This window comes from Streptomyces diastatochromogenes (assembly GCF_002242805.1).
GTDB classification, from domain to species: Bacteria; Actinomycetota; Actinomycetes; order Streptomycetales; family Streptomycetaceae; genus Streptomyces; species Streptomyces diastatochromogenes.
This window is the reverse complement of record NZ_MCGQ01000067.1, coordinates 1-4855: the sequence shown is the minus strand read 5'-3', so window position 1 is coordinate 4855 and position 4855 is coordinate 1. Positions and strand designations below refer to the sequence as shown.

The window sequence follows — 4855 nt, the reverse complement described above, 5'->3', positions numbered from 1 at the left end:
GGACAAGCCCTCGGCCTATTAGTACCAGTCAACTCCACCCGTTACCGGGCTTCCATATCTGGCCTATCAACCCAGTCGTCTACTGGGAGCCTTACCCTCTCAAGGAGGTGGGAATACTCATCTCGAAGCAGGCTTCCCGCTTAGATGCTTTCAGCGGTTATCCCTCCCGAACGTAGCCAACCAGCCATGCCCTTGGCAGAACAACTGGCACACCAGAGGTTCGTCCGTCCCGGTCCTCTCGTACTAGGGACAGCCCTTCTCAATATTCCTACGCGCACAGCGGATAGGGACCGAACTGTCTCACGACGTTCTAAACCCAGCTCGCGTACCGCTTTAATGGGCGAACAGCCCAACCCTTGGGACCGACTCCAGCCCCAGGATGCGACGAGCCGACATCGAGGTGCCAAACCATCCCGTCGATATGGACTCTTGGGGAAGATCAGCCTGTTATCCCCGGGGTACCTTTTATCCGTTGAGCGACGGCGCTTCCACAAGCCACCGCCGGATCACTAGTCCCGACTTTCGTCCCTGCTCGACCCGTCGGTCTCACAGTCAAGCTCCCTTGTGCACTTACACTCAACACCTGATTGCCAACCAGGCTGAGGGAACCTTTGGGCGCCTCCGTTACTCTTTAGGAGGCAACCGCCCCAGTTAAACTACCCATCAGACACTGTCCCTGATCCGGATCACGGACCGAGGTTAGACATCCAGCACGACCAGACTGGTATTTCAACGACGACTCCACCTGAACTGGCGTCCAAGCTTCACAGTCTCCCAGCTATCCTACACAAGCCGAACCGAACACCAATATCAAACTGTAGTAAAGGTCCCGGGGTCTTTCCGTCCTGCTGCGCGAAACGAGCATCTTTACTCGTAGTGCAATTTCACCGGGCCTATGGTTGAGACAGTCGAGAAGTCGTTACGCCATTCGTGCAGGTCGGAACTTACCCGACAAGGAATTTCGCTACCTTAGGATGGTTATAGTTACCACCGCCGTTTACTGGCGCTTAAGTTCTCAGCTTCGCCCCACCGAAATGGAGCTAACCGGTCCCCTTAACGTTCCAGCACCGGGCAGGCGTCAGTCCGTATACATCGCCTTACGGCTTCGCACGGACCTGTGTTTTTAGTAAACAGTCGCTTCTCGCTGGTCTCTGCGGCCACCCCCAGCTCACCGAGTAAATCGGATCACCGAGTGTGGCCCCCCTTCTCCCGAAGTTACGGGGGCATTTTGCCGAGTTCCTTAACCATAGTTCACCCGAACGCCTCGGTATTCTCTACCTGACCACCTGAGTCGGTTTAGGGTACGGGCCGCCATGAAACTCGCTAGAGGCTTTTCTCGACAGCATAGGATCATCCACTTCGCCACAATCGGCTCGGCATCAGGTCTCAGACTATGTGCTGTCCGGATTTACCTAGACAACGTCCTACACCCTTACCCCGGGACAACCACCGCCCGGGATGGACTACCTTCCTGCGTCACCCCATCACTCACCTACTACCACCTTGGGTCAGCGGCTCCACCACTTTCCTTTCCCCGAAGGGTCCGGAACGGCTTCACGGCCTTAGCATTAATGGGTTCGATGTTTGACGCTTCACAGCGGGTACCGGAATATCAACCGGTTATCCATCGACTACGCCTGTCGGCCTCGCCTTAGGTCCCGACTTACCCTGGGCAGATCAGCTTGACCCAGGAACCCTTAGTCAATCGGCGCAAACGTTTCTCACGTTTGTATCGCTACTCATGCCTGCATTCTCACTCGTGAACCGTCCACAACTACCTTCCGGTGCTGCTTCACCCGGCACACGACGCTCCCCTACCCATCACAGCACCCGTTGGGGCTATATGCTGCAATGACACGACTTCGGCGGTACGCTTGAGCCCCGCTACATTGTCGGCGCGGAATCACTAGACCAGTGAGCTATTACGCACTCTTTCAAGGGTGGCTGCTTCTAAGCCAACCTCCTGGTTGTCTGTGCGACTCCACATCCTTTCCCACTTAGCGTACGCTTAGGGGCCTTAGTCGATGCTCTGGGCTGTTTCCCTCTCGACCATGGAGCTTATCCCCCACAGTCTCACTGCCGCGCTCTCACTTACCGGCATTCGGAGTTTGGCTAAGGTCAGTAACCCGGTAGGGCCCATCGCCTATCCAGTGCTCTACCTCCGGCAAGAAACACACGACGCTGCACCTAAATGCATTTCGGGGAGAACCAGCTATCACGGAGTTTGATTGGCCTTTCACCCCTAACCACAGGTCATCCCCCAGGTTTTCAACCCTGGTGGGTTCGGTCCTCCACGAAGTCTTACCTCCGCTTCAACCTGCCCATGGCTAGATCACTCCGCTTCGGGTCTTGAGCGTGCTACTGAAACGCCCTATTCGGACTCGCTTTCGCTACGGCTTCCCCACCCGGGTTAACCTCGCAACACACCGCAAACTCGCAGGCTCATTCTTCAAAAGGCACGCAGTCACGAGAAGCAGCAAGCTGCTTCCGACGCTCCCACGGCTTGTAGGCACACGGTTTCAGGTACTATTTCACTCCGCTCCCGCGGTACTTTTCACCATTCCCTCACGGTACTATCCGCTATCGGTCACCAGGGAATATTTAGGCTTAGCGGGTGGTCCCGCCAGATTCACACGGGATTTCTCGGGCCCCGTGCTACTTGGGTGTCTCTCAAACGAGCCGCTGATGTTTCGACTACGGGGGTCTTACCCTCTACGCCGGACCTTTCGCATGTCCTTCGCCTACATCAACGGTTTCTGACTCGTCCTGTCGCCGGCAGACGACAGAAGAGAGATCCCACAACCCCGCATGCGCAACCCCTGCCGGGTCTCACACGCATACGGTTTGGCCTCATCCGGTTTCGCTCGCCACTACTCCCGGAATCACGGTTGTTTTCTCTTCCTGAGGGTACTGAGATGTTTCACTTCCCCTCGTTCCCTCCACACTGCCTATGTGTTCAGCAGTGGGTGACAGCCCATGACGACTGCCGGGTTTCCCCATTCGGAAACCCCCGGATCAAAGCCTGGTTGACGACTCCCCGGGGACTATCGTGGCCTCCCACGTCCTTCATCGGTTCCTGGTGCCAAGGCATCCACCGTGCGCCCTTAAAAACTTGGCCACAGATGCTCGCGTCCACTGTGCAGTTCTCAAACAACGACCAGCCACCCATCACCCCGAACCACAAGATTCGAGTGCACTGGGGCCGGCGACTGAGGAAATCCATTCCCTCAGACACCCAACAGCGTGCCCGACACCCTCAGCTTCTTCTTCATCCGTTCCACGCCGAAGCAGTACTAGGAAGAGAAGCAGACCGAGTGTGCCGAATAATCAACGTTCCACCCATGAGCTAACCACCGCCAGACATTCGCTGGCGTAGTGGCTCTGGCTGCCTTGCGGCAGCTAGATGCTCCTTAGAAAGGAGGTGATCCAGCCGCACCTTCCGGTACGGCTACCTTGTTACGACTTCGTCCCAATCGCTAGTCCCACCTTCGACAGCTCCCTCCCACAAGGGGTTGGGCCACCGGCTTCGGGTGTTACCAACTTTCGTGACGTGACGGGCGGTGTGTACAAGGCCCGGGAACGTATTCACCGCAGCAATGCTGATCTGCGATTACTAGCGACTCCGACTTCATGGGGTCGAGTTGCAGACCCCAATCCGAACTGAGACCGGCTTTTTGAGATTCGCTCCACCTCACGGTATCGCAGCTCTTTGTACCGGCCATTGTAGCACGTGTGCAGCCCAAGACATAAGGGGCATGATGACTTGACGTCGTCCCCACCTTCCTCCGAGTTGACCCCGGCGGTCTCCTGTGAGTCCCCATCACCCCGAAGGGCATGCTGGCAACACAGAACAAGGGTTGCGCTCGTTGCGGGACTTAACCCAACATCTCACGACACGAGCTGACGACAGCCATGCACCACCTGTACACCGACCACAAGGGGGGCACTATCTCTAATGCTTTCCGGTGTATGTCAAGCCTTGGTAAGGTTCTTCGCGTTGCGTCGAATTAAGCCACATGCTCCGCCGCTTGTGCGGGCCCCCGTCAATTCCTTTGAGTTTTAGCCTTGCGGCCGTACTCCCCAGGCGGGGAACTTAATGCGTTAGCTGCGGCACCGACGACGTGGAATGTCGCCAACACCTAGTTCCCACCGTTTACGGCGTGGACTACCAGGGTATCTAATCCTGTTCGCTCCCCACGCTTTCGCTCCTCAGCGTCAGTAATGGCCCAGAGATCCGCCTTCGCCACCGGTGTTCCTCCTGATATCTGCGCATTTCACCGCTACACCAGGAATTCCGATCTCCCCTACCACACTCTAGCTAGCCCGTATCGACTGCAGACCCGAGGTTAAGCCTCGGGCTTTCACAATCGACGTGACAAGCCGCCTACGAGCTCTTTACGCCCAATAATTCCGGACAACGCTTGCGCCCTACGTATTACCGCGGCTGCTGGCACGTAGTTAGCCGGCGCTTCTTCTGCAGGTACCGTCACTTTCGCTTCTTCCCTGCTGAAAGAGGTTTACAACCCGAAGGCCGTCATCCCTCACGCGGCGTCGCTGCATCAGGCTTTCGCCCATTGTGCAATATTCCCCACTGCTGCCTCCCGTAGGAGTCTGGGCCGTGTCTCAGTCCCAGTGTGGCCGGTCGCCCTCTCAGGCCGGCTACCCGTCGTCGCCTTGGTGAGCCATTACCTCACCAACAAGCTGATAGGCCGCGGGCTCATCCTTCACCGCCGGAGCTTTCCAACCCCCAAGATGCCTTGGAGGCTCGTATCCGGTATTAGACCCCGTTTCCAGGGCTTGTCCCAGAGTGAAGGGCAGATTGCCCACGTGTTACTCACCCGTTCGCCACTAATCC

2 rRNA genes are annotated in these 4855 nt (G+C 57.1%); both read right to left on the bottom strand.

Annotated features, from left to right (window positions below):
- Positions 1 to 3118 (bottom strand): 23S ribosomal RNA (locus BEK98_RS44440); the annotation flags it as partial.
- A gap of 296 nt (positions 3119 to 3414) precedes the next feature.
- Positions 3415 to 4855, bottom strand: a 16S ribosomal RNA gene (locus BEK98_RS44435); the annotation flags it as partial.